The sequence below is a fragment of the Bifidobacterium primatium genome, from assembly GCF_002802875.1.
Taxonomy (GTDB): Bacteria; Actinomycetota; Actinomycetes; order Actinomycetales; family Bifidobacteriaceae; genus Galliscardovia; species Galliscardovia primatium.
In genome coordinates this window covers 35,767-59,474 of the sequence record NZ_PEBI01000001.1, presented here as the reverse complement: position 1 = coordinate 59,474, position 23,708 = coordinate 35,767, and the positions used below count along the sequence as shown (strand labels likewise).

The window sequence follows — 23,708 nt, the reverse complement described above, 5'->3', positions numbered from 1 at the left end:
TCTACCAGTATAGACGATGCGGATCCTACAATCCGATGGGGGAGAGGTGATGCACGCGCAGCGTCGGAATCTCCAGCGTTCCCGACTCCGCACTCAGTTCGATGGCACGCGGACCCTCCGAGGGGAAGCTGTAGGAGCTCATGGCCTGCTCGCCGTCGTTGATGAACACCTCGATGCTGGCGCGGTCGACGAACACGCGCAGTTTCAGCGTGTTGCTGGTGAACGGCGCCGCACGGTAGCCGCGGTCGCCGCGGGCGTTGGCATGCCGGTCGATGAGGATGCGATGCGTCTGCGCGTCGTAGAAGACGGAGGAATGCGCGTTGTCCTTGGTCGAATGCACCTTGAGGCCGCCGAATTCCGCGGTGGACTCGTTGATGTCGATCTCCATCTCTATCTCGACGGCATCGCAGTCGGCCATGACGGTCGTCGTCTCGTTCGCGTCCAGATGCACGGCGCCGAAGTCGATGGTGTCCGTACGCAGCCTCGTCAGTTCCCGAGCCGGATTGATGCGGATGCATCCGTAGGAGTCCAGCGAGATCTCGCGGGGGATGGAAAGCTGGCCGCACCAGCCGTCCCCCTGATTCGGCCTCGCGGGAGTGAACGGGCTCATCCAGCCGTATTGCAGCGTGCGACCGTCGTCGGCGCGGACGGTCTGCGGAGCGTAGAAGTTGTGGCCCCAATCCCACATGCGGAACTCGGTGCGCGGCGCGAACTCCTCGCCGGGCGCCCACGAGCCGATGACGTAGCTTGCGGTGTGGGGGTTGCGGTTGGCGAATCCGTTCGGACGCTCGCCCAGCGCGGAGAAGCTCAGGACCCAGTGCTCGTTGCCCTCCTTGTCGCGCAGCGGGAAGAAGTCCAGCGACTCGAGCATGAACACGCCGGGGTTCGGGTGGCGGTACAGGATGCTGTGGAAATGCCAGATGAGCATATCCTCCGAAACATAGAGCAGCACCTGGCCTCGACGGTTCTTCGTGCTCATGCCGAAGACCATGTACCACAGGCCGTCCTGCTTCCACACCTTCGGGTCGCGGAAGTGGTTGAACCCGTCCACGTTGTCGATCACCATGCCGATCTTCTCGAAATGGACGCCGTCGTCGGAGACCGCGGCGCACTGCACCTCGAAGTTGCCGCCGGAGGGGTCCACGCCGTTGGCCCAGCGGTGGCCGGTGTAGAACAGCCACAGCCGCCCGTCGTCGCCGACGACCGCCGATCCGGAGTAGATGCCGTCCCTGTCGGCCTCGAGGCTCGGGGCGAGCGCGATGGGCTCGCGACGCCATGTGACCAGGTCCTCGCTGGAGACATGGCCGCAGTGCATGGTGCCCCATTGGGTGTCGAAGGGGTTGAGCTGGTAGAACACGTGCCAGCGTCCCCTGAAGAAGCAGAATCCGTTCGGACTGTTGATCCATCCGCCGTCGGAGGCGATGTGGAACCGCGGATACCAGCGGTCGTTGCGCGACCTCGCCAGATCGGCGACGCCGGCCTGCGCCCTGTCCAGTGCCGAAGCGTGGGAAACGAACTCGTTGTTGATGCTGTTCGTCATTGAAAGCCTTTCCTTTTCCTACGTCAAACGATTATAGGGGAAAGGGGTCCGGCGGCGCGTCATCGCGTCCCCGGACCCGTCGGGAGCTCAGACGACGGATTCCTTGCGGATGAGCGTGCAGCGAATCCTCGCGTCGTGGTCGTCCAGCGACGGCAGCGGCGACGTGGTATGCGGCAGGTCGATCCGGGGAGTCCTCCGCTCGATCAGAGAGACCAGCTTCAGCGTGGCCCAGTATCCCATCTCGTAATGCGGCAGGTCCATGGTGGTCAGCCGCGGTGCGAGCGTCTCGGCGAAGATGCGATGGTTGTCCACGCCGACGACGCTGATGTCGCGGCCGACGGTCAGGCCGCGTCTCGCCGCCGACTCGTATACGTACCATGCGCGAGCGTCGTTGAAGCAGAAGAATCCGTCGGGATGACGGGCGTCGAACAGGTCCCCGACGACGTCGAGCGCGGGCTGGTTGAACGTCGTGCCCACCTCGAGGCCCGCATCCGTCTCCAGTCCGGCCTCACGCAGGGCGCGGCGGTATCCCGCGCGTCGGCCGGAATCGGCCGCATATGCGCGGTCCGAGGCGCCGACGTAGGCGATGTTCCGGCAGCCGGCGTCCAGCAGATGACGGGTGGCCTCGTAGCCGATGGCCTCCTCGTCGGGGATGATGCTGGGGACGCGGCCGGTGTCGTCGGTGCCGTCCAGCAGCACCGTGGGCAGCGACAGCAGGCTTTCGGGCACGGTCGTGCGTTGGTTGAACATGCGCGCATAGATGAACCCGTCGACGCCGTACTGTTTGAGCGTGCTGATCTCATGCTCCTCGAGGTCGGTCTCGCCGTTCGTGTTCACCGTCAGGATCATATAGCCCAGAGCCCGTGCCGCATCCTGCGCGCCGAGGATCAGCCGTCCGGCGTACGGCGTCGTGGCGATCTCGTCGCTGACGAATCCGAGGATGCTGGTCTTGCTCGTCCGCAGGCTTCGCGCCAGCGGATTCGGTCGATATCCGAGCTGCGTTGCGGTCTCGCGTACCTTGGCGGCGACCTGGGGCTTCACCCGGCCGGCGTCACGCTTGTTCAATACCAAGGACACCGTCGATATCGACACCCCGGTACGTTCCGCGATCTCCTTCATCGTGGTCATGGGTATTATGTTGTTCCTTTTATATGATGCTGATGCCTATCGTTCATTCAGAATCTCATCGACCAGTTCGACCTTGTGCCGCATCTGGCCGCTGAATCCGGGGCGCATGTCCAGCTGCAGGCTCACCTGCGTGCGATAGCCGTGGTCGTACAGCACGAACGCCGCGCGTTTCACCAGATCCAGCACATCATCATAGTCACCTTCGATATCGGTGCTCATGGCATGCGTGGAGTTGTCGAGACCGGACTGCCTGATGACCCGGATCACCTCGGCCACGTATTCGCTCAGCTCCTCGCCCACGCCCGTGGGCCAGATGGTGAGCTGGGCGAGCGTGTTGACATAGCGGTTCGCCTCGTTCAGCGTCTCGCGGGTGAGCACCGCCTGCGGACGGGCGGCGTATCCATGGCGTTCGTCGCCGCGCACGGCCCGCCATGCGTCCACCAGGCTTTTGGCCGCCTTGCACGGGTCGTCGGCGCCGGCGATCGCCGAGACCACGAACCAGCCGCCCGCCTTCGTGCGGGCGAGGGGCGCGATGTCGGCGAGCTTGACGCCGCCGCCCGCCACGACGGGATATTCGCTGGTCTCGCACAGCTTCGCGATCGCGGCGATGGAATCGGCGTCGGTGTCGGCCTTCTCGATCAGCGTCGCCTCCGGTTTGGTGGACGTCGGATGCACGGCTCCGGCGCCGATGTAGTCCACGACCCCCGCGTCAAGCCGTTCGATGATGTCGAACAGCTCCGTGGTGTTGGCGGAAAGCCCGACGATGGCGTCGGGGCCGAGCAGTTTGCGGCAGGACGTGGCCGGCACGTCGGTCTGGCCCACATGGACGCCGTCCACCTTGATGCCGAGATCGCGCGCGGCAAGCACCGCGTCGAGACGGTCGTCGATGAGCAGCGGCACCGTCTCGCTCTTGCCGGCTTCGGCGATCGTGCGGGCGAGGTCCCGTGCCATGTCGATGATCTCGCCGGCATCGGCGTGCTTGGCGCGCAGCTGCACCATGGTCACGCCTCCCTCCAGTGCCTGGCGGACGACGTCGGTCACCGGACGGCCCTTGGTGTCGTCCGGACCAAGCACCAGATAGGCGGACAGGTCGAAGGCGTCGCGCATCGACGCGTATGGGAAGCGGATGGTCATGATGCTCCTTGCGGGAAACTGGTCGGTCTGGGATGGGGGCGGATGCGGTGGTGCGGCGTGGCCTTACGAGACGTAGATGGGAGACTGGGCGATCTCGTCGGCCGTGGTGTTCCACAGTGCATCGAGGAACGCCACCTGGAACGAGCCGGGGCCGTTCGACTCGCGCTCGGCGCTGTCCGCGGCCCTGTTGTAATGCAGCGCGGCCGCCATGGCGGCGGTCAGCGGGTCTGCGACGCATGCGTAGGTGGCGGTCACGCCGCCGAGCGAGCAGCCCGCGCCGGTGATCTTCGTCATCCACACGCTGCCGCCGGGCAGACGGAAGTCGCGTTCGCCGTCGGTCACGAGGTCGACGGCGCCGGAGACCGACACGATCCCGCCGGTGAATCGGGCCAGTGCATGCGCCGCGTCGATGGCCTCGTCGACCTCGTCGCTGGCCTCCACGCCGGCGCGCGCCCTGGCGTCGGCGCCGTCGAGGTGCCAGATGCCGGCCAGCGCGATGGCCTCGGAGGCGTTGCAGCGGATGATGGTCGGGGGAGTCGCCGCGAATGCGCGCAGGATGTCGCCTCGAAGCTCTCCTGCACCGGCGCCCACCGGGTCGAGCACCCATGGCAGACCGTGTTCGGCGGCGTCCCGCGCCGCGGCCGGGTATTCGGTTCGGAATGGTTCGAGCAGCGTGCCCATGTTGATGTAGGTGGCCTTGGACGCGCCGTGGTCCAGCGCCGCGGCCTCCTCGCCGCTGTAGTGCATGGCGGCGGTTCCGCCGACGGCGAGCTGGGCGTTGGCGACGAGATTGATGGTGACGAAGTTGGTGAGCGACTGCGCGAGCGGCGTGGTGGCCCGCACCTGCGCCACCGCCTGGGCGACCCGGGCCCGAAGGGGGTCGTTGATGTCGAGATTGCGGCTGTCGGTGCCGTGGGCGTCGTCGTATGCGGTGTTCATGGGTATGCCTCCCTACGATGGTGTTAGCCAACAGGTTCCAAGGGTCAGGCCAAGGCCTTCTCAACCGCGCGGCGGAGGCCGTCCGCCGCCTTTGCCGCGGCGGCGCGGACGGGACCGCGCAGGTTCCCCCGACATGATGTGTTTCACAACGTATGCGTCACCGAGGACACCCCGTCCGCGCGGTCGTCGTCCGCCGTCCGGCGGCCGCGGCCTTGTGTCAGTGCTGGGCGGTAGAGTCAATGCCGACTATTCCGACATCGTTGACCATATATAGAAGGTGGATTGTGGCTGAATCGAAACTTGATGCGGTGGTGTCCCTGGCGAAGCGTCGCGGATTCGTGTTCCCCGCGGGCGAGATCTATGGCGGTACGCGCTCCGCTTGGGATTACGGCCCGCTCGGCGTCGCGCTGAAGGACAACATCAAGCGCGAGTGGTGGCGCTCCATGGTCGTCACGCGAGGCGACGTCGTGGGCGTCGACACCTCCATCATCCTGCCCTCCGAGGTGTGGGTCGCCTCAGGCCACGTCTCCGTGTTCAACGACCCGCTCGTCGAGTGCCTCAGCTGCCACAAGCGCAACCGCGCCGACAAGCTCGAGGAGAGCTATGCGGAGAAGCACGGCGACAAGCTGCCGGAGAACGGCATGGCCGACATCGTCTGCCCCAACTGCGGCACCCGCGGCAAGTGGACCGAGCCGCGAGACTTCAACATGATGCTGCGCACCCACCTCGGCCCGGTCGAGGACGAGAACAGCCTGCACTACCTGCGTCCCGAGACCGCGCAGGGCATCTTCGTCGACTTCAAGAACGTGATGACCTCCTCGCGCTCCAAGCCGCCGTTCGGCATCGCGAACATCGGCAAGAGCTTCCGCAACGAGATCACGCCCGGCAACTTCATCTTCCGCACCCGCGAGTTCGAGCAGATGGAGATGGAGTTCTTCGTCGAGCCCGGCACCGACGAGGACTGGCACCAGTACTGGATCGACGCCCGCACCCAGTGGTATCTGGACCTCGGCGTCAAGCCGGAGAACCTGCGCCACTACGAGCATCCGAAGGAGAAGCTCGCCCACTACTCCAAGCGCACCGTCGACATCGAGTACAAGTTCGGCTTCCAGGGCTCCGACTGGGGAGAGCTCGAGGGCGTGGCCAACCGCACCGACTTCGACCTGTCCGCTCATGCCAAGCATTCGGGCGAGGACCTGAGCTACTTCAACCAGGCCACCGGCGAGAAGTACGTGCCGTACGTCATCGAGCCGGCCGCCGGCCTGACCCGCTCCCTCATGTGCTTCCTCGTCGACGCCTACGATGTGGACGAGGCCCCGAACACCAAGGGCGGCGTCGACAAGCGCACCGTGCTGCGCCTCGACCCGCGTCTGGCCCCGGTCAAGGCCGCGGTGCTGCCGCTGAGCAAGAAGCCGGCGCTGCAGGAGGTCGCGCAGAACCTCGCCGCCGACCTGCGTCAGAACGAGTGGATGATCGACTACGACGAGTCCGGCGCCATCGGCCGCCGCTACCGCCGCCAGGACGAGATCGGCACCCCGCTGTGCATCACCGTCGACTTCGATACGCTCGACGACCAGGCCGTGACCATCCGCGAACGCGACACCATGAAGCAGGAGCGAGTGGCCCTCGACAAGGTGGCCGACTACGTGGCCGACCGCATCGGCGAGAAGCGCGTGCGCGTGCCGCAGAAGCCGGTGTCGATGGGCGGCGACCCGTGGCCGGAATCCGTGAAGATCAACGAGGCCGGCGGCCTGTACTGAGTCTGAGACCAATCGACGGATCGGGTCCCTCGGCCGCAGGAAATGCGACGGGGGACCCGATTGCGCTGTATCGGCACCCGGTCCCGGACGGTCGGGGCCTCGCAAGACATTCGCCAAGCATCTATCTCATGTAAGGATTATGGACGAGAACATCTCCCTTCCCCCGGTCGACCTCGGGCCGATCCGGGTCAAGACCCCGGTCGTGCTGTCCCCGATGGCGGGCGTGACCAACTGGCCGTTCCGCGTGCTGTGCGAGGAATACGGCCCCGAAGGGCTGTACGTCGCCGAGATGATCACGGCGCGCGCCCTGGTCGCCCGCAATCCCAAGGCATTGCGCCTGTGCCGGTTCGCTCCCACCGAATCGCCGAGGTCCCTGCAGCTGTACGGCGTGAGCCCCGGCATCACGGAGCTGGCGGCGAAGATCGTCGTGGATGAGCATATGGCCGACCATGTCGACCTGAACTTCGGCTGTCCCGTGCCCAAGGTCACGCGGCGCGGCGGCGGATCCGCCCTGCCGTGGAAGACGGGGCTGTTCCGCGAGATCCTGCGACGCGTGGTCGCCGTGTGCGAGCCTGCGGGGATACCCGTCACCGCGAAGATCCGGGTCGGCATCGACCATGAGCACGAGACATTCCTCGAGGCCGGCCATATCGCCCAGGAGGAGGGCTGCGCGGCGGTGACGCTGCACGCGCGGACGACCGCCGAATACTATGGCGGGCATTCCGACTGGAGCCGCATCGCCGAACTCGTCGAGAGCCTCGACATCCCAGTGTTCGGCAACGGCGACATCTGGAGCGCCGAGGACGCCATGGCCATGGTGCGCGAGACCGGCTGCGCGGGCGTGGCCATCGGTCGCGGATGCCAGGGCCGTCCGTGGCTGTTCGGCGACATCAGGAACGCCTTCGCCGGTTCCGATGAGCGCATCGACCCCACATTGGGCGAGGTCGGCGGCATCATCCTGCGCCACGCGGAGCTGCTCACCGAGTTCTACGACGGCGACGAGATGATGGCCGCGCATGACCTGCGCAAGCATGTGGCGTGGTACCTCAAGGGCTTCCCGGTGGGCGGGGGCACCCGTCGGGCGTTCATGGAATGTGAAGACTTGGCGGATATTCGTCGTCAGGTTGCTATGCTGGATGCGGATATTCCCTATCCGAAGGCCGTCGAGAACAAGCCAAGAGGTCGTGTGCGCTATGCGAGGAAGGTCCACCTGCCCTACGGGTGGCTGGATTCGCAGGAGCTGACCGAGGAGCAGCGGCGCACGGTGATCAGCGCCGACCCGCTTGATGCCTCGTACTGATTGAAAAACCCATACACGCTATAGAATATTCACGATTGAACGGTAATACTGCGATAAAGTTAGGCATAACCGTGAGTGACAGGAGCATACAGTGAGCGACATTGCCCAGGCTGAGAACTTCAGCGATAAGACCCTCATCAAGGTCGTCGGTGTGGGCGGAGCCGGCGGTAACGCGGTGAACCGCATGATCGCCGAGGGACTACAGAACGTTGAATTCGTTGCCGTCAACACCGATGCCAAGGATTTGCTGCGCTCGGATGCCGATGTCAAGATCTCTCTTTCCGACGCCTCGAACCGCGGTCTGGGCGCCGGCGCCGACCCGGAGAAGGGCGCCAAGGCGGCCCAGGACCACCAGTCCGACATCGAGGAGGCCCTCAAGGGCGCCGATATGGTGTTCGTCACCTGCGGCGAGGGCGGCGGCACCGGAACCGGCGCCAGCCCGCTGGTCGCCCGTTGCGCCCGCCAGCTCGGCGCACTCACCATCGCCGTGGTCACCCGTCCGTTCAGCTTCGAGGGTCCGCGTCGCTCCGCCTCCGCGGACTCCGGCATCGAGAACCTGAGCAAGGAAGTCGACGCGCTCATCGTCATTCCGAACGACAGGCTGCTCGATCTGTCCGATCGCTCCGTCAGCGTCATAGACGCCTTCAAGACCGCCGATTCGGCCCTGCTGGCCGGCGTTCAGGGCATCACCGACCTGATCACGATGAACTCCTACATCCACGTGGACTTCGCCGACGTCACCGCCATCCTCAAGGACGCGGGCACGGCGCTGTTCGGCATCGGCTCCGCCCGCGGGGAGGACCGCGCCAGCCAGGCCGCCGAGATCGCCATCAGCTCCCCGCTGCTCGAATCGAGCATCGAGGGCGCCCACGGCGCGCTGCTCAACATCGCCGGTCCGACCGACCTCACGATGCAGGAGGCCAGCGAGGCCGCCGAACTGGTCCGCGAGGCCATCCACCCCGAGGCGCAGATCATCTGGGGTCTGGCACTCGACGACTCCTACGGCGACGAGGTGCGCGTCACCGTCATCGCGGCCGGCTTCGATTCCAAGAAGAACACGGTCAACTCGTACCGTCCGGCCGATCGCTCCGACGTGAGCGTGCCGCAGATTCCCGAGCTGCGTCTCGACGCCATGAACGCCAAGTCGCAGCAGCCGAAGCAGCAGGCCGCCCCGGCTCAGGAGGAACCGGCGGCCCCCGCTCCCGCCCCGGCCCCCGTGGCTCCGGCACAGCCGGCCGCCCCGGCCCGTCCGTCCTATGACGACACGAGCGAGCAGCATGTCGTCGCGCCGCACACCACGATGCCGGATTCCGATCCCGGCGATCTGGACATCCCCGATTTCCTGCGCTGATAATACTGGTACTGGAGGGCAGCTATGGCCGGTTTCATGAAGAAGACAATGTCGTATCTCGGTATGGCCGATGTCGTCGACGAGGATGACGACATCGTGCAGGACGACCCGTACACCGAGGATTCGTCGTCGTTTGATTCCGACCGTACCGTCACCCCCGCGGCGGCGCCGGCCTCCACGCCGGTCGCCTCCGCGCCCAGGTCGCATGCCACGCCGTTCAAGGGACAGCTGAACCGGATCACCACGATTCACCCGAAGTCATATGAGGAGGCCCAGCTGGTCGGTCGCGCCATCCGCGACGGCGTGCCCGTGGTCCTGAATCTCACCGGCGTCGAGGAGAGCATCGCCTATCGCATCGTCGATTTCTCCGCCGGGGTCGTGTTCGGCGTACGCGGATCGATCGAACGCGTCACCCCGCGTGTGTTCCTGCTCAGCCCGGCGCAGGTCAACATCAAGGTGGAGGAGACCTCGGCCGACAAGAACGCCGATATCTTCGGCGCGTGATTCCACGCGTGGCGAACGGCGTCCCCTACGCTGATACTGTTGCGGTATGACTCTGATCTATCTGTTGCGACTCGTTCTCGACTGGCTCATCAACGCCTATATCTTCGTGCTGTTCGTGCGTATGATCCTCGACTGGGCCAATGTGCTGGCCCCGCGATGGCGTCCGCGCGGCGTACTGCTGTCGGTCATCGACGTCATATACGGTTTGACGGAGCCGCCGCTGCGCTGGCTGCGGAGGTACATCCGTCCCGTCCCGCTCGGTGCGGTCTATCTTGACGTGAGTTTCATCGTGCTGTATTTTGCATTGGTGATACTCCAGATACTGATCTGATGCGACGGGGGCACACCCGTTCCAAAACGCGAGAATGCGCGTAGAAAATGCCGTGCAGTCTTAGGCTGCGTGCTAGCATGAGTTTGAGTACGTAATTTCATAAGCTCGTTTGTTGAGCTGAGAGTGAGGTTGGGATCTGCAATGGCCCTGTTGACACCGAATGATATTCGTAACCATATTTTCCAGACGGTTCGTTTCAAGGAAGGCTACGACATCGACGAGGTCGATGACTTCCTCGATGAGGTCACCGAGACGGTAGAGGCCCTTGGCAGCCAGGCAGCGCAGTCGGGTTCCACCCAGTCTCTCGGTCCGGATGTGGCCGCGCTGAACGACAAGATCTCGCAGCTGACCAATGAGAACAACTCGCTGCGCAACGAGCTCGCCCAGGCCAAGTCCAGCACCAAGGAGCCGGCTCAGGGCGCCGACGCCGAGCAGGTGCAGGCGCTGGTGAACCAGAACGCCCAGCTCAAGTCCCAGGTGGACCAGCTCAACGCCCAGATCGACCAGCTCACCGCCCAGAGCGCCAAGAGCGACGGTGCCGCCGCCCAGCTCGATGCCGAGCGCCGACGCTCCGCCGAGCTGAACAACCAGCTCAACGCGGCCAAGCAGCAGATTGCCAACCTGCAGCACTCCCAGAACAGCTCCAACGGCCAGGCCGCCCAGGCGAACACGCAGATCGCCAACCTGACCCGCGAGCTCGAAGCCTCCAAGGCCCGTGAGGAGCAGCTGCGCGAGCAGCTCTCCAAGGTCGAGCCGCCCACCGAAACCGGCAGCCTGCGTAAGATCGCCGGCGCGGGCGACGGCGCCAGCACCGAACCCGAGCGCGCCACCGCGATGCTCGCCCTCGCCATGCAGCTGCACGACCAGTACGTGAACAAGGGCAAGGCCCAGCGCGACCAGCTCATCTCCGACGGTCAGGCCAAGCACGAGGATGTCATCCAGAAGGCCGACGCCTACAGCAAGCGCATCCATCAGGACGCCGACAACTACTCGCAGCGAGTCCACTCCGAGGCCGACGCCTACAGCAAGAAGACCCGCACCGAGGCCGACAACTACTCGGTGAAGACCCGCAGCCAGGCCGACCAGTACTCCAAGAAGACCCACGAGGAATCCGAGGAGTACAGCAAGCAGACCCGCACGGACGCCGACAGCTACGCTTCCCAGACCCGTCGCAACGCCGAGGAGAACGCGAAGAAGACCCGCGACGTGGCCGATCAGTACGATCGCCGCACGCGCGACGCCGCCGACAACTACGCGCAGGAGGTCAAGGACAAGCTCTACGCCGACTCCAAGGTCATCGAGGGCAACATCGAGGGCCTCAAGCAGTTCGAGGCCGAGTACCGCAGCCGCCTGACCGAGTTCCTCGGCCAGCTGACCAACCAGATCTCGGACACGAACAACTATCAGTCCATGGAAACCAGCGGCCTGAAGCACTGACGGCCGATCATCAGGTATGACTGAACTATTCTCCGCAAGACGGTCACGTGGTTTCTGCGTGACCGTCTTCGCATGCGTCGCCGCAGTGGCGCTCGGCCTCGACCGTCTGACCAAAGTCATGGCGCTCGGGCATCTGGGCACCGATTCCTCCGTCACCGTGGTGCCCCATCTGCTGTCGCTGCGCCTGCTGCACAACCCCGGCGCGTCGCTCGGCATGGGATCGTCGACCACATGGGCGATATCCCTGCTGGCCGTCGTCATGTCTGCGGCCATGCTTGTGGCCGGGCTCATCACCGACTCGCCATGGTGGTCGACATGCCTCGGTCTGGCATTCGGCGGAGCGGTCGGCAACCTCATCGACCGCATCATCTATGCCTCCGGCATGCTCAACGGCAGCGTCGTGGATTTCCTCGACTACGGCTGGTCGGTGGGCAACGTCGCCGACATCTGGCTGATGGTCGCGGGAATCGGACTGGTGGCACTCGTCTTCCTGTCGATTCCGCTGCGTGACCCACGGAGGAAGGAAGACGGTTCGGCCCCCGCCACGACACACGCCACGGAGGTTCGCTGATGTCCACGATCGTTCCCGCACCGGATGCGCTCATCGGCCGCCGCTTCGACGTGGCCGTCGCCAAGATGACTGGCGAGTCACGGTCCAAGGCCAGCGAACTCATCACATCCGGCCAGGTGAGGCTGCTGCACCGCCCATGCGACCGTTCGACCACGCTCGCGGCCGGTGACATGGTCGAGTTCGACATCGTCACCCCGCAGGCCAAGCCCGAGCCCATCGCTGACGACATGGCCATCGCCTATGAGGACGACGACATCGTCGTGGTCGACAAGCCCGTGGGCGTTGCCGCCCATGCATCCGTCGGATGGACGGGACCGACCGTGCTCGGCAGCCTGCTGCACCGCGGCGTTCACATCACCGACTACGGCGCCCCCGGACGGCAGGGCATCGTCAGTCGTCTCGACGTCGGCACCAGCGGCCTCATGCTCGTATGCAAGTCCGAGCTCGCCTACAAGGAGATGCGCCGACAGTTCTCCGAACATGAGGTGGTCAAGACCTACCATGCAGTGGCACAGGGCGACCTGCCGCAGGACAAGGCCACCATCGAGGCGCCGATCGGACGCGCCAAGGTGTCGGATTTCCGATTCACCGTCACACCCGGAGGCAAGCCGGCGGTCACCCATTGGGATGTTCTCGAGCGCTTCGGCGAGGCCACGCTCGCGAAGATCAATCTCGAGACGGGACGCACCCATCAGATCCGCGTGCACTTCTCGTCCATCGGCCACCCCCTCGTCGGCGACCACATGTACGGCGCCAATCCGAAGCTCGCCGCCGAACTCGGACTCGAGAGGCAATGGCTCCATGCCATGGAGCTCGACTTCAAACATCCCCGCACCAGGTTGTGGACGCATGTCGCCTCGCATTACCCCGCCGATCTGCAGCACGCGCTCGACATACTGCGCGAACGTCATACGGACGACACGGCTCGCTGAACGGCTCGCATCAGCCGTTGGCGGCGCGCAGCCACAGCAGCGCCGCCAACGGCATCGCGGCGATTGCCATGGCGGCGACGGCCAGCCACAGGCCGCGGGCCCTCATTCCCGTGCGCGGGTTCGGTCGAAGGCATTCCACCAGCGACACGACACCCACGATGATCGCCGCGGCCGCGCAGCAGATACCGGCCAGCGCGGCTGCGATCGCGGCCAGCAGCATCAATGCATCGGCGGGATCATACTCGCCGCGATTGAGATGCCAATACCCTCCCGCGGCCGCTCCCATGCACAGCACACAGGCCATGGCGAGGCCGAAGGCCGCCATGGCCGCCTTGGAGAACGGGCGAGGGCCCATTCCCTCGATATGACCGACCGCCGGATGCTGCTCGTTCATCGTCGTCGACTCCCTTCATACGGCCGTCATGCGGGCCATCGGTTCCATGGTCGGACGCTCGGGACGGGAAAATCAAGCTCCCGGGGGAATGTGGACAAACGTGACCGTCCGTCCACATCGGCCGGCGGACCATGGCGCCGGTCCGTCGGCCGATGCCCCGTCCACCCGCCGCCATGCCTCCAGCAGGGCGTGAGGTATGGTGGAACGTATGACTGAACCGGCGAAGAACTTTGTGCAGCTTCACAACCACACCCACTACTCCCTGCTGGATGGGGCCTCGAAGATCCCGAATCTGGTGAACCGGGTCAAGGAACTGGGCATGCCCGCCGTCGGCATCACCGACCACGGCAACATGCACGGCGCCTACGAGATGTGGAGCACCGCAGTGAAGGCCGGCGTCAAGCCGATCATCGGCATCGAGGCATATGTGACCCCGGAGACCGCCCGACAGGACAAGTCCCGCGTGCACTGGGGCACCGAGGCGCAGCGCCGCGACGACGTCTCCGGCGGCGGCCTCATCACCCACCTGACCATGTGGGCGGAGAACGACGAGGGACTCGTCAACCTCACTAAGGCCAGTTCCGTGGCCAACCTCGAAGGTCGCGTGATGCGCTATCCGCGTATGGACAAGGAGGTGCTCGCCACCTACTCCAAAGGCGTGATCGCCTCCTCCGGATGCCCATCCGGCATCATCCAGACCAGGCTCAGGCTCGGCCAGTTCGACGAGGCCCTGCGCGCGGCGGGGGAGCTGCAGGACATCTTCGGCAAGGACAGCTTCTACATCGAACTCATGGACCACGGTCTGAAGATCGAGACCCAGGTGACCGAGGACCTGCTGACCATTGCCAGGAAGCTGAACGCCCCGCTGCTCGCCACGAACGACTCCCACTACGTGCTGGAGGCGGACCGCGGCGCCCAGGACGCCATGCTGTGCATCAACTCCGGCTCGCGTCTCGACGATCCCGACCGCTTCAAGTTCGACGGCTCCGGCTACTACATCAAATCCGCCGAGGAGATGCGCGAACTGTTCCGCGACCTGCCCGAGGCATGCGACAACACGCTGGAGATCGCCGAACGCTGCAACGTGATGTTCGACGACGGCGAGGACGGCGCGTTCATGCCGCGGTTCGACTGCCCCGAAGGCTGGGACGAGACCTCGCTCTTCCTCAAGAAGGTCGAGGAGGGCCTGGAGAAGCGTTACGAGGGCAATGTGCCCGTCGAGGTCTCCAAGCAGGCCGACTACGAGTGCGGCGTGATCTGCCAGATGCAGTTCCCCGGCTACTTCCTCGTCGTCTCCGACTACATCAACTGGGCGAAGGAGCACGGCATCATGGTCGGCCCCGGCCGAGGCTCCGCTGCAGGCGCCATGGTCGCCTACGCCATGGGCATCACCGAGCTCGACCCACTCGAACACGGCCTGATCTTCGAGAGGTTCCTCAACCCCGAACGCGTCTCCCTGCCGGATATCGACGTCGACTTCGACCCCGAGGGCCGTATGAAGGTGCTCGACTACGTGGCCGACAAGTACGGCCACGACAAGGTGGCGCAGTGCGTGATCTACGGCACCATCAAGACCAAGCAGGCACTGAAGGACTCCGCACGCATCATGGGCTACGAGTTTTCGATGGGCGAGCGCGTCACCAAGGCGCTGCCGCCCGCCGCGACCGGCGGCAAGGACATCAGCCTGCACGACATCTTCGACCCCGGCGCCAAGCGATACGCCGAGGCGAGGGAATACCGCGAGCTCTACGATTCCGACCCGGACGTCAAGCGCATCACCGAGGAGGCCATGGGCATCGAGGGCCTAATCCGCCAGACCGGTGTGCACGCCTGCGCCACCATCATGGGAAGCGAGCCGATCACCGACACGTCGCCGCTGCTGGAACGCACCGACGGCACGGTGACCACCACGTTCGAGTACCACACCTGCGAGACGCTGGGTCTGGTCAAGATGGACTTCCTAGGGCTTTCCAACCTCACGGTGATCCGCGACACGCTCAAGAACATCGAGCACAACGGCAAGGGCACACTCGACTACACCAAGATCCCCCTGGACGACAAGGCCACGTACGAGCTGCTCTCCCGCGGCGACACGCTCGGCGTGTTCCAGCTCGATTCCGACGGCATGCGCGCACTGCTCAAGACGCTCAAGCCCGACAACTTCAACGACATCTCCGCACTCATCGCCCTGTACCGTCCGGGCCCCATGAGCATGGACTCGCACACCAACTACGCCAAGCGCAAGAACGGTCTGCAGAAGATCGTGCCCATCCACCCCGAGCTCGAGAAGCCGCTCAAGCAGGTGCTCGACGAGACGTACGGCCTCATCATCTACCAGGAGCAGGTGCAGTCCGCCGCGCGAATCCTCGCGGGCTACTCCCTGGGCAAGGCCGATGTGCTCAGGCGCGCCATGGGCAAGAAGAAGCCGGAGGTGCTGGCCAAGGAGAAGATTCCGTTCTTCGCCGGCATGAAGGAGCACGGCTACTCCGAGGAGGCCGCCGAGGCCGTGTGGGAGATCCTCGTGCCGTTCTCCGGATACGCGTTCAACAAGGCGCACTCCGCCGCATACGGCCTGATCTCCTACTGGACCGCCTACCTCAAGACCCACTATCCGACGGAGTTCATGGCCGCGCTGCTGCAGGGCGCCAGCACCAACAAGGACAAGACGGCACTGTACCTCGGCGAGGCCAGGCGCATGGGCATCCAGGTGCTCTCCCCGGACGTCAACGAATCCGTGTACGAGTACTCCGCAGTCGGCGACGTCGTGCGCTTCGGCCTCGGCGCCATCCGCAACGTCGGCGAGAAGGCCGTGGAGGACATCATCGCCGAGCGCAAGGGCTCCCACGGCAGGTTCGTGAACTTCATGGACTACATCAAGCGCGTGCCGCTGACCGCGCTCAACCGCCGCCTCGTCGAATCGCTCATCAAGGCCGGCGCCTTCGACTCCATCGACCCGAACCGCCGCGCCCTGTTCCAGATCCACGAGACGGCCATCAACCAGATCGTGCCGCTCAAACGCAAGGAGGCCGAAGGTCAGTTCGACCTGTTCGCCGGCCTCGGCGACGACGACGCGGATGGCGACGACGTGATGGGCGACGCCGACGTGCAGATCCCCGACATCGAGGAATGGGACAAGAAGACCAAGCTCAACTTCGAACGCGAGATGCTCGGCCTGTATGTCTCCGACCATCCGCTCAGCGGCATGAGCTCGGTGCTCGCCGGACTGCGAGACATGTCCATCGCCCAGCTCATCGACCGCGCGCCGACGATGCCGGACCGCGAGCAGGTGACGCTCGCCGGACTGATCACCAACATCGACCGCCGTGTGTCGAAGAAGGGCAACCCCTGGGCCATCGTCACCATCGAGGATCTGGAGAGCTCCATCCAGTGCATGTTCTTCGGCAAGGCCTACGAGTCCGCCGCCGCCGACATGGCGCTCGACACCGTCGTGCGCATCCGCGGCATGGTCGACGTGCGCGACGAGACCGTGTCGCTGCGCGCCTCCGAGATGGAGGTGCCCACGCTCGAGGCCGAGGACGAGCGCACGCTGGTCATCATGCTGCCGGCCACCGCCATCGACAGGGCGCATGTGGAGGCCCTCGCCCGCATCCTGCGCCAGCATCCGGGATACTGCGAGGTGCGGCTTGCCGTGACCGACGCCAAGGGTGGGGCCACGATGCTCACCTTCGGCGACAACTTCCGCGTGCGAAGGGACACGTCCCTGTTCGGCGAGATCAAGACGGTCTTCGGCCCGGCCTGCCTCGCCGCCGCGTAACGCGGCCGTATGGGCCGTGTACGGGCGGGTTGTCCTCCATGGGATTATCATGAATCGGGTCGTTCCACGGAAGGAAAAGAAAGGAGCTCCCGTGCATTCACCGTCGCAATCGGGAGTCGTCGGCAAGGCGTTCCGGACCGCGCTCCCACTCACCCTGCCCATCGCCGCAGGCTTCCTGTTCCTTGGCTGTTCGTATGGCCTGCTCATGCATGCCAAGGGTTTCGCGTTCCTCTATCCGGTGTGCATGGCGTATTTCATCTTCGCCGGGTCGATGGAGTTCGTCACGGTGAACCTGCTGCTCAGCGCGTTCAACCCCCTCGCCGCGTTCATGCTGGCGCTGATGGTCAACGCCAGGCATCTGTTCTATGGACTGTCGATGCTCGGCAAATACAAGAACATGGGATGGAAGAAGCCGTACCTCATCTTCGCGATGTGCGACGAAAGCTTCGCCATCAACTCCTCGGCGCACATTCCCGACGACGTCGACCGAGGATGGTTCATGCTGTTCGTGAACCTGCTCAACCGTTGGTACTGGATAGGCGGCACCGCACTCGGATGGCTCGTCGGCGGCCTGCTGCCGTTCAGCACCAAGGGCATCGAATTCGTGCTCACTGCATTGTTCCTCGTCATCTTCCTCGACCAGTGGATGGGGGAGAGGCGGCACCTGCCCGCCATGGTGGGAGTGCTTGCGTCACTGGCGTGCCTTATCGTGCTCGGTCCCGACCGGTTCATGGTTCCGTCGTTGGTGCTCATGCTTGTGCTGTTCATCGTGCTGCGGCCGTATCTCGACGACCCGCGGCCGAAGGGCGATGGGAGTGCCGGCGATGCCGTGAAGGACACCGAGGATATGGAGGCGACGTCATGACGATGACCGTGCTGCAGAGCGTACTGACCATTGCGGTGGTGTCGTTGGGCACCATCCTCACCCGATTCCTGCCGTTCCTGCTGTTCCCCGAGTCGAAGGAGCCGCCGCGCTTCATCGAATACCTCGGCAAGGTGCTGCCGTACGCGATGACCGGCCTGCTGGTCGTGTACTCGCTCAAGGACGTCTCGCCCATGACAGGCAGTCACGGCATCCCCGAACTCATCGCCATGGCGGCCATCGTCGCGCTGCATGCGTGGAAGCGCAATATGCTGCTGTCCATCGCCGGCGGCACCATCCTCTACATGGCGCTCGTCCAGATGGTGTTCGTCTGACATCTCGCCGTGATATGTCGATTGGTGTTCGCCCAACGATGAACGTACGTCATGATGTTCCGGCATTCGGATTTTCCCGGCCATGACGGTGATGTGAGCGGACTACACTGCTGCTTGGCTGAATAGCCGAATATCAGTGCAGACTGTTCCGTGAGTCATTCGTGAAAAGGGGCGATGTATGGGCAACGGAAAATCCATGAAAGTCAGCGAGATGATCGGCACGTTCCTCGAACCGGACGCCCCGGTGAGGATCGACGCGTTCGACGGGTCGTCGTTCGGCCCGTCCGACGCCGACCTGCAGATATCCATCACCAGCCCGAAGATGATGTACCAGCTGGTGCACAATCCCAACGAGATCGGCGTGGCCCGCTCATACATCCTCGGCTACTTCGACATCAAGGGCATCGACTACGCGGACCCGTATCCGCAGCTACGGCAGCTCGTGGCGCTGTCGCCCTACGTGCGCAAGCCCTCGCCGGCCGAACTGGCCCGTCTTGCGGCCGCCGTTCTCAGTCACGGCATCCACAAGGTGGAGGTGCCCGAGTCCGAGGGGCCGTCCAGGTTCGAGCGCATCACGCACGGGCTCATTCCGCACACCGAGAAGGCCGACTCCGAGACCGTGAGCTTCCACTACGATCTTTCGAACGAGTTCTATTCGCGGTTCCTCGGCCCGTCGATGACATACACCTGCGCCGTGTTCGACACCCCGGAGACCAGCCTCGACGTGGCCCAGCAGCGCAAACTCGACCTCGTGCTCGACAAGCTCGACCTCAAGCCCGGCCAGCGGCTGCTCGACATCGGCTGCGGCTGGGGCTCCATGGTCATCGCTGCCGCCAGACGCGGCATCAAGGCGCTGGGCGTCTCGCTCTCCCGCGAGCAGATCGAATACGGTCAGGAGTGGATTCGCCGCGAAGGCCTCGAGGACCTCGCCGAGCTGCGCGTGATGGACTACCGCGAAGTGCCCGAGCGCGACTTCGACGGCGTATGCTCCATCGGCATGATGGAGCATGTGGGCGCCAAGAACTACCAGCATTACTTCAACGAGATGTTCAAGCTCGTCAAGCCCATGGGCAGGCTGCTCAACCACCAGATCACCATCAGCCACAACCGGCCGAACGGCAGGCCCGGCACCGACGAGTTCCTCGACCGCTACATCTTCCCCGACGGCGACCTCGCCTCGCCCGGCTTCATCGAATCGCGCATCCACGACGCAGGATTCAACGTGGTGCACCAGGAGAACCTACGCCAGCACTACGCGCTCACCCTGCACAACTGGAACCGCAACCTCAAGGCCAACTGGGACGCCGAAGTGGCCGAGGTGGGCTTCGAGCGCGCCAAGGTATACGGCCTGTACCTGGCCGCATGCGCGCTGAACTTCGAGCTCGACGGCATTCAGGTGCACCAGTTCCTCGCCGTCAAGCCCGACCGCGAGGGGCATCCGATGGGCGACTGGTATCCGCTGCGTCCCTGGTGGAAGGGCTGATCCGCCGCCTTCGTACCGGCCTTTTCGTCCATGCCGTCCGCGCCCCGATGGGCCGGACGGCGTTTTCGTCTCCGAAGTATGAGACAAGGTGCATAATACGGTCGTTTTCGTCATTGGCGGTTCTTACCATCGTTAGCATGGCAGAGAACATTATGCGAATCATTGACCTTCGAGGCAAGAGCCTCAGCCGAGCCGAACTGCTGGCCGCGATGCCGCGTGCCGCGATGGGAACCTCCGAGGCCACCGACCTCGTGCGTCCCATCCTCGACGACGTGAAGGAGCGTGGCGCCGCCGCGCTGCGCGACTTCGAGGAGAAGTTCGACCACGTGCGCCCGGCCAACCTGCGTGTGCCCAAGGAGGCCATCGCCGCCGCGCTCGACACCCTCGATCCCGAGGTACGCGCCGCCATCGAGGAATCCGTGCGCCGCGCCCGCGCCGTGGCCGCCAACCAGGTGCCGAAGGACTTCCACACCGACCTCGCCGAAGGCGCCCGCGTGGCCGAACGCTGGATCCCCATCCAGCGCGTGGGCCTCTACGTGCCCGGCGGCAAGGCCGTCTACCCCTCGTCCGTGATCATGAACGCCGTGCCGGCCCAGGCCGCGGGCGTCGAGTCGCTCGCCATCGCCACCCCGCCGGCCCGCGACAACGAGGAGGGCCTGCCGAACAAGACCATCCTCGCCACCTGCGCCATCCTCGGCGTCGACGAGGTCTACGCCGTCGGCGGTGCCCAGGCCATCGCCATGTTCGCTTACGGCGCCAAGGGCTCCGAGCCTCAGGACGGTGCCGTGCTGTGCGACCCGGTCGACAAGATCACCGGCCCCGGCAACATCTTCGTGGCCACCGCCAAATCCCTCGTCTCCGCGTTCGTGGGCATCGACGCCGTCGCCGGCCCCACCGAGATCGGCATCATCGCCGACAAGGACGCCAACCCGAGCCTGCTGGCCGCCGACCTCATCGGCCAGGCCGAGCACGACGAGCTCGCCGGATCCGTGCTGTTCACCGATTCGCCTGAACTCGCCGACAAGGTGCAGGAGAACCTCAACTACCGCGTGCCGCGCACCGAACACGCCGAACGCGTCCACACGTCGCTCAACGGCACCCAGTCCGCCATCGTGCTGACCGACGGCCTCGACCAGTCCATCGACGCCGCCAACGCCTACGCCGCCGAGCACCTCGAGATTCAGACCAAGGACGCCGACGCGGTCGTCAAGCGCATCAAGAACGCCGGCGCCATCTTCCGTGGACCCTACTCGCCGGTTCCGCTCGGCGACTACATGTCCGGCTCCAACCACGTGCTGCCCACCGGCGGCACCGCCCGCTTCGCCGCAGGCCTCGGCGTGCACACCTTTATGAAGCCGGTCGAGGTCATCGAATACGACGAGGAGGGTCTCAAGGCCCTGGCCGCGCGCATCAACGCGTTCGCCGTCTCCGAAGACCTGCCCGCCCACGGCGAATGCGTGCTGTCCCGCTTCGTCAAGGACCCGTACGACAAGGCCACCCTGCGCGAGCAGGAGAAGGAAGCGGGCCTTCGATGAGCGAGACCACCAGCAACGCCATCCCCGCAAGCCTGCCGCTGCGCAACGACCTGCGGGGCGAGGAGCCGTACGGCGCCCCCCAGCTCGACGTTCCCGTCTGCCTCAACGTCAACGAGAATCCGTACCCGCCCGCACCCGACGTGGTCGACACCATCGCCGAACGCGTACGCGAGATCGCCCCGACGCTCAACCGCTACCCGGACCGCGAGCACATCGCATTGCGCAAGGCGTTCGGCGACTACCTCGCCAAGGAGTCCGGCACGCGGCTCGCCGTCGAACAGCTGTGGGCCGCCAACGGGTCCAACGAGATCATGCTCCAGCTGTTCCAGGCGTTCGGCGGACCGGGCCGCAAGGCCCTGAGCTTCACGCCCACGTACTCGATGTACCCCGAATACGCGCGCGACACCTTCACCGAATGGGTGACCGTGCCCCGCAACGACGACTTCACGCTCGACCTCGACGCGGCGGTCGCCGCCATCAAGGACGTCCGGCCCGCCATGGTGCTCGTGACCAGCCCGAACAATCCCACCGGCACCCCGCTGCCCATGGACCAGACCCGGACCCTGCTCGCCGCCTGCGAGGAGGCGGGGGTCGACGGCGCACCCGAAGGCGTACACCCCATCCTCGTGGTGGATGAGGCCTACGTGGAGTTCCGCACGCCCGGCGTGCCCTCCGCGGTCAGCCTCATCGACGGGCATCCGAACCTCGCCGTCAGCCGCACCATGAGCAAGGCGTTCGCCTACGCCGGCGCCCGCGTCGGCTACATCGCCGCCGACAAGGGCATCATCGACTCCATGCGCATCGTACGCATGCCGTACCATCTGAGCGCCGTCACGCAGGCCGCGGCCCTCGCCGCACTCGAGCACACCGACGAACAGCTCAGCACCGTCGCCCACCTGCGCGAGACCCGCGAACGGACCGCGGCATGGCTCGAAACGCTCACCTACAAGGGACGTAACCTCACCGTGGCACACTCGGAGTCGAACTTCGTGTACTTCGGCGTCTTCGACAACCGCGACTACATCTTCAACGAGCTGCTCAAGCGCGGCGTGCTCATCCGCGACGTCGGCCCCGACGGCTGGCTGCGCGTATGCATGGGCACCGACGAGGAGATGGACGCCTTCCGCAAGGCGTTCGTCGAAGTGCTCGCAGCGGCCGAAAAGGAGGCCTGAGACATGGCAAGAACCGCCACCATCAAACGCGAGACCAGCGAATCGAGCATCGAGCTGACGCTCAACCTCGACGGCACCGGAAAGACCAGCATCGACACCTCCGTGCCCTTCTACAACCACATGATGACCGCCCTCGGCAAGCACTCGCTCATCGACCTCGACATCAAGGCCCATGGCGACACCGACATCGACGTGCACCACACCGTCGAGGACACCGCCATCGTCTTCGGCGAGGCCCTCAGGCAGGCCCTCGGCGACAAACGCGGCATCCGCCGCTTCGCCGACGCCACCGTGCCGCTCGACGAAGCCCTCGCCAAGGCCGTCATCGACATCTCCGGCCGACCCTACGCCGTATGCACCGGCGAGCCCGAAGGCTTCGAATACGCCATGATTGGCGGCCACTTCACCGGCTCCATGGTGCGGCACGTCATGGAATCCATCGCACTGCACGCCGGCCTGTGCCTGCACCTGCAGCTCATCGCCGGACGAGACCCCCACCACATCGCCGAGGCCGAATTCAAGGCCGTCGCACGCGCACTGCGCTTCGCCGTCGAACCCGACCCGCGCATCCAGGGCCTCATCCCCAGCACGAAGGGATCGCTATGAGCGACCAGACCCCCAACACCCCCAGCAACACGGACCGGGACCCCGACTCGTTCAGCGACGAGGAGATCAACGCCGCGCTCGCCGGATTCGAGGACGAGCTCAATGGCATGGACTCCTTCGACGCCGAACTGCAGGGCCTGCTCGGCAACAAGGCCAAGGCCGCCGTGCTCATCACCCAGCTGAGCGCCGCCGATCTGCTCGCCGCGTTCTGCCAGCTTTCCGACATCTCCGCGCAATGCGTCGCCTCCGACGCCGGTGCGGTGGCGGTGCTGCGCAACGTCGACGGCGACGGCCCCGAGGCCGCGGCAAGGGACCTGACCACCGTGATCTCCGGTCTCTCCGCCGTGCTGGCCGTGAACCGCGCCGACAAGCTCGAGGCCACCCTATGGGTCAACGGCAAGCCCGGCACGCAGTTCGCGCCCCCCGTGCTGTTCATGTCCACGCCCGACTTCGTCGAGGATCTGCTCATCGGCGCGATCGACGTGTCCGGACTTGAACGGCAGAACCTCACCATCGTCGACTCCGGCACGATGGAACGCGGCGACGCCCTCAACGTCATCGCCAAGCACACGAAGTTCGGACGAGGCGGATCCACCCGCGGATCGAAGGTCGACTGACC

The 23,708-nt window shown here is 65.2% G+C and carries 21 protein-coding genes and 1 pseudogene; 16 read left to right on the top strand and 6 right to left on the bottom strand.

Annotated features, from left to right (window positions below; translation table 11 throughout):
* Nucleotides 1-25: 25 nt before the first annotated feature.
* From CS006_RS00245 to thiM, 5 genes and pseudogenes are all read right to left on the bottom strand, one after another.
* Nucleotides 26-1,540: a glycoside hydrolase family 32 protein gene (locus CS006_RS00245; protein ID WP_100509815.1), complete on the bottom strand. Its 1,515-nt coding sequence runs from the start codon at nucleotides 1,538-1,540 to the stop codon at nucleotides 26-28.
* Between the two features lie 87 nt (nucleotides 1,541-1,627).
* Nucleotides 1,628-2,668, bottom strand: coding sequence for a LacI family DNA-binding transcriptional regulator (locus CS006_RS00240; protein WP_100509814.1), 1,041 nt, complete (start codon nucleotides 2,666-2,668; stop codon nucleotides 1,628-1,630).
* Between the two features lie 36 nt (nucleotides 2,669-2,704).
* Nucleotides 2,705-3,046, bottom strand: a complete 342-nt coding sequence (locus tag CS006_RS10700; protein ID WP_165777221.1) for an MTH1187 family thiamine-binding protein — start codon at nucleotides 3,044-3,046, stop codon at nucleotides 2,705-2,707.
* Nucleotides 3,047-3,121: 75 nt separating this feature from the next.
* Nucleotides 3,122-3,775, bottom strand: a pseudogene (locus tag CS006_RS00235) (thiamine phosphate synthase); the annotation flags it as partial.
* Nucleotides 3,776-3,865: 90 nt separating this feature from the next.
* Nucleotides 3,866-4,741 carry a hydroxyethylthiazole kinase gene (gene thiM / locus CS006_RS00230; RefSeq protein ID WP_100509813.1) on the bottom strand — a complete coding sequence of 292 codons (876 nt, stop codon included), beginning with the start codon at nucleotides 4,739-4,741 and terminating at the stop codon, nucleotides 3,866-3,868.
* A 284-nt stretch (nucleotides 4,742-5,025) separates the two neighbouring features.
* Between thiM and CS006_RS00225 the strand changes: the two genes are divergently transcribed.
* From CS006_RS00225 to CS006_RS00190, 8 genes are all read left to right on the top strand, one after another.
* Complete coding sequence (locus tag CS006_RS00225) at nucleotides 5,026-6,501, top strand: glycine--tRNA ligase (RefSeq protein ID WP_100509812.1); 1,476 nt, start codon at nucleotides 5,026-5,028, stop codon at nucleotides 6,499-6,501.
* A gap of 139 nt (nucleotides 6,502-6,640) precedes the next feature.
* On the top strand, nucleotides 6,641-7,801 hold the full coding sequence (gene dusB, locus CS006_RS00220) for a tRNA dihydrouridine synthase DusB (RefSeq protein WP_100509811.1): 1,161 nt from the start codon (nucleotides 6,641-6,643) through the stop codon (nucleotides 7,799-7,801).
* A 91-nt stretch (nucleotides 7,802-7,892) separates the two neighbouring features.
* On the top strand, nucleotides 7,893-9,152 hold the full coding sequence (gene ftsZ, locus CS006_RS00215) for a cell division protein FtsZ (RefSeq protein WP_100509810.1): 1,260 nt from the start codon (nucleotides 7,893-7,895) through the stop codon (nucleotides 9,150-9,152).
* A 24-nt stretch (nucleotides 9,153-9,176) separates the two neighbouring features.
* On the top strand, nucleotides 9,177-9,656 hold the full coding sequence (locus CS006_RS00210; RefSeq protein WP_100509809.1) for a cell division protein SepF: 480 nt from the start codon (nucleotides 9,177-9,179) through the stop codon (nucleotides 9,654-9,656).
* A 46-nt stretch (nucleotides 9,657-9,702) separates the two neighbouring features.
* On the top strand, nucleotides 9,703-9,987 hold the full coding sequence (locus CS006_RS00205; protein ID WP_100509808.1) for a YggT family protein: 285 nt from the start codon (nucleotides 9,703-9,705) through the stop codon (nucleotides 9,985-9,987).
* 141 nt (nucleotides 9,988-10,128) lie between these two features.
* A complete protein-coding gene (locus CS006_RS00200) occupies nucleotides 10,129-11,424 on the top strand; it encodes a DivIVA domain-containing protein (protein ID WP_100509807.1) in 1,296 nt (431 codons plus the stop codon).
* Nucleotides 11,425-11,482: 58 nt separating this feature from the next.
* Complete coding sequence (locus CS006_RS00195) at nucleotides 11,483-11,995, top strand: signal peptidase II (protein ID WP_243386537.1); 513 nt, start codon at nucleotides 11,483-11,485, stop codon at nucleotides 11,993-11,995.
* Nucleotides 11,995-12,927 carry an RluA family pseudouridine synthase gene (locus CS006_RS00190; RefSeq protein WP_100509805.1) on the top strand — a complete coding sequence of 311 codons (933 nt, stop codon included), beginning with the start codon at nucleotides 11,995-11,997 and terminating at the stop codon, nucleotides 12,925-12,927. Before CS006_RS00195 ends, CS006_RS00190 begins: the two co-directional genes overlap by 1 nt.
* A 10-nt stretch (nucleotides 12,928-12,937) precedes the next feature.
* Here the strand turns inward: CS006_RS00190 and CS006_RS00185 are convergent, their stop codons facing one another.
* Nucleotides 12,938-13,321 carry a hypothetical protein gene (locus CS006_RS00185; RefSeq protein ID WP_100509804.1) on the bottom strand — a complete coding sequence of 128 codons (384 nt, stop codon included), beginning with the start codon at nucleotides 13,319-13,321 and terminating at the stop codon, nucleotides 12,938-12,940.
* Nucleotides 13,322-13,529: 208 nt separating this feature from the next.
* Here CS006_RS00185 and dnaE point away from each other — a divergent pair, with 208 nt between their 5' ends.
* The 8 genes from dnaE (at nucleotide 13,530) to CS006_RS00145 (ending at nucleotide 23,706) form a co-directional block, all read left to right on the top strand.
* Nucleotides 13,530-17,096, top strand: a complete 3,567-nt coding sequence (dnaE, locus tag CS006_RS00180) for a DNA polymerase III subunit alpha (protein ID WP_165777162.1) — start codon at nucleotides 13,530-13,532, stop codon at nucleotides 17,094-17,096.
* Nucleotides 17,097-17,187: 91 nt separating this feature from the next.
* Nucleotides 17,188-17,961 (top strand): AzlC family ABC transporter permease, encoded by a 774-nt coding sequence (locus tag CS006_RS00175; protein WP_243386535.1) that lies wholly within the window; start codon nucleotides 17,188-17,190, stop codon nucleotides 17,959-17,961.
* A complete protein-coding gene (locus CS006_RS00170) occupies nucleotides 17,958-18,293 on the top strand; it encodes a branched-chain amino acid transporter permease (protein WP_100509801.1) in 336 nt (111 codons plus the stop codon). Before CS006_RS00175 ends, CS006_RS00170 begins: the two co-directional genes overlap by 4 nt.
* A gap of 178 nt (nucleotides 18,294-18,471) precedes the next feature.
* A complete protein-coding gene (locus CS006_RS00165) occupies nucleotides 18,472-19,776 on the top strand; it encodes a class I SAM-dependent methyltransferase (protein WP_100509800.1) in 1,305 nt (434 codons plus the stop codon).
* Nucleotides 19,777-19,913: 137 nt separating this feature from the next.
* Complete coding sequence (gene hisD, locus CS006_RS00160) at nucleotides 19,914-21,311, top strand: histidinol dehydrogenase (RefSeq protein WP_165777161.1); 1,398 nt, start codon at nucleotides 19,914-19,916, stop codon at nucleotides 21,309-21,311.
* The gene (locus CS006_RS00155; RefSeq protein WP_100509798.1) at nucleotides 21,308-22,483 is read left to right on the top strand and encodes a histidinol-phosphate transaminase; all 1,176 of its coding nucleotides are present in this window, start codon (nucleotides 21,308-21,310) and stop codon (nucleotides 22,481-22,483) included. Before hisD ends, CS006_RS00155 begins: the two co-directional genes overlap by 4 nt.
* A 3-nt stretch (nucleotides 22,484-22,486) precedes the next feature.
* Entirely contained in the window at nucleotides 22,487-23,089 is a 603-nt protein-coding gene (gene hisB, locus CS006_RS00150; protein WP_100509797.1) for an imidazoleglycerol-phosphate dehydratase HisB, read from the top strand.
* Entirely contained in the window at nucleotides 23,086-23,706 is a 621-nt protein-coding gene (locus CS006_RS00145) for a hypothetical protein (RefSeq protein ID WP_100509796.1), read from the top strand. Before hisB ends, CS006_RS00145 begins: the two co-directional genes overlap by 4 nt.
* Nucleotides 23,707-23,708: the final 2 nt, after the last annotated feature.